Annotated in this window: 1 protein-coding gene; it reads left to right on the forward strand. The window is 61.6% G+C overall.

Annotation, left to right across the window (positions count from 1 at the left end; all coding sequences use genetic code 11):
- Positions 1-90 precede the first annotated feature (90 nt).
- Entirely contained in the window at positions 91-1,191 is a 1,101-nt protein-coding gene (locus tag EOA16_RS32395; RefSeq protein WP_127261748.1) for an ISAs1 family transposase, read from the forward strand.
- Positions 1,192-1,199 lie beyond the last annotated feature (8 nt).

Consider the following 1,199-nt stretch of genomic DNA (forward strand, 5'->3'; position numbering starts at 1 on the left):
GGCAGGGGAATCGCAGATAAGTTGATTGTGTATTGCCAAGCAGCAGAAGAAGGATTCTTGAGAGGCTTTCTCGAAGCAGAGGAGGCTGTGATGCCGTTGGTTTTGTCGATCCTGCGAGAAGTTCGCGATCCGCGAGATATCAATGCACGGCATAATCTTGCGGAGCTTCTGTTCCTGGCGTTGGCGGCGACGCTGTGCGGGGCCAAAAGCTGTGTGGACATTGCCGAATTCGTGGAGGGCCGGGAAGACGAACTGAAAGAGATCGTCGAGCTGAAGCATGGGTGCCCGAGCCACGACACCTTCAGCCGCGTATTTCGGCTTCTTGATCCGCAGGAGTTGTCGGCAGCGTTGAGCGCCTTCATGTCGGCGTTGCGGCGCGAGCTTGGACTTGGCTTGCCCCGTGGCGTGGTGGCGATCGACGGCAAGGCGCTGCGGCGCGGCTATGAGAAGGGACGTGCCTTCATGCCGCCGCTGATGGTCAGTGTCTGGGATGCCGAGACTAGGTTGACGATTGCGGCAATGCGGGCGCCGGGCTCCGATGAGGTCGGGGCGACGCTGGCGCTGCTGAAGGGCCTGGATATCAAGGGCTGCACGGTAACGGCCGACGCCTTGCATTGCCGCCCCGACACGGCCAAGGCGCTGATGGCGAAGAAGGCGCACTATGCCCTTGGGCTGAAGGCCAACCGTGGCCGTCTGTTTGCGGCGGCTGAGAGAAGCTTCGCGCTGGCGGGTGAGATCGCCTGCTTCGAAACGCGCGACACGGCTCACGGCCGCACGGAAATCCGTCGGGCCAGCGTGCTGCCGCTTGCCGCGCTCAAGGACCCACCCGCCTTCCCCGGCCTCAAGGCCATCGGCCGCATCGAGGCCCTGCGCACCACGGCCGATGGCAAGACCGCTGCCTCGATCCGCTATGTCGCGCTCTCCAAGGTGCTGACACCCAGGAAATTGACTGAGACGGTTCGTGCCCACTGGACAATCGAGAACCAGTTGCATTGGTGCCTCGATGTCGTCTTCCGCGAGGATGACGCCCGCACCCGAAAGGACAACGCACCACAAAACCTGGCCGTCATCCGAAGGCTCGCGCAAAACATCTTGGCCGCCCATCCCCTCGACAAACCAATCGCCAGCAAAATGCGCAGGGCAAACTGGAGCAAAGACTTCTTCTATGACCTCTTTACTCATATGCAATAGCCCTGCCC

Source organism: Mesorhizobium sp. M7A.F.Ca.US.008.03.1.1 (assembly GCF_003997495.1).
Taxonomy (GTDB): domain Bacteria; phylum Pseudomonadota; class Alphaproteobacteria; order Rhizobiales; family Rhizobiaceae; genus Mesorhizobium.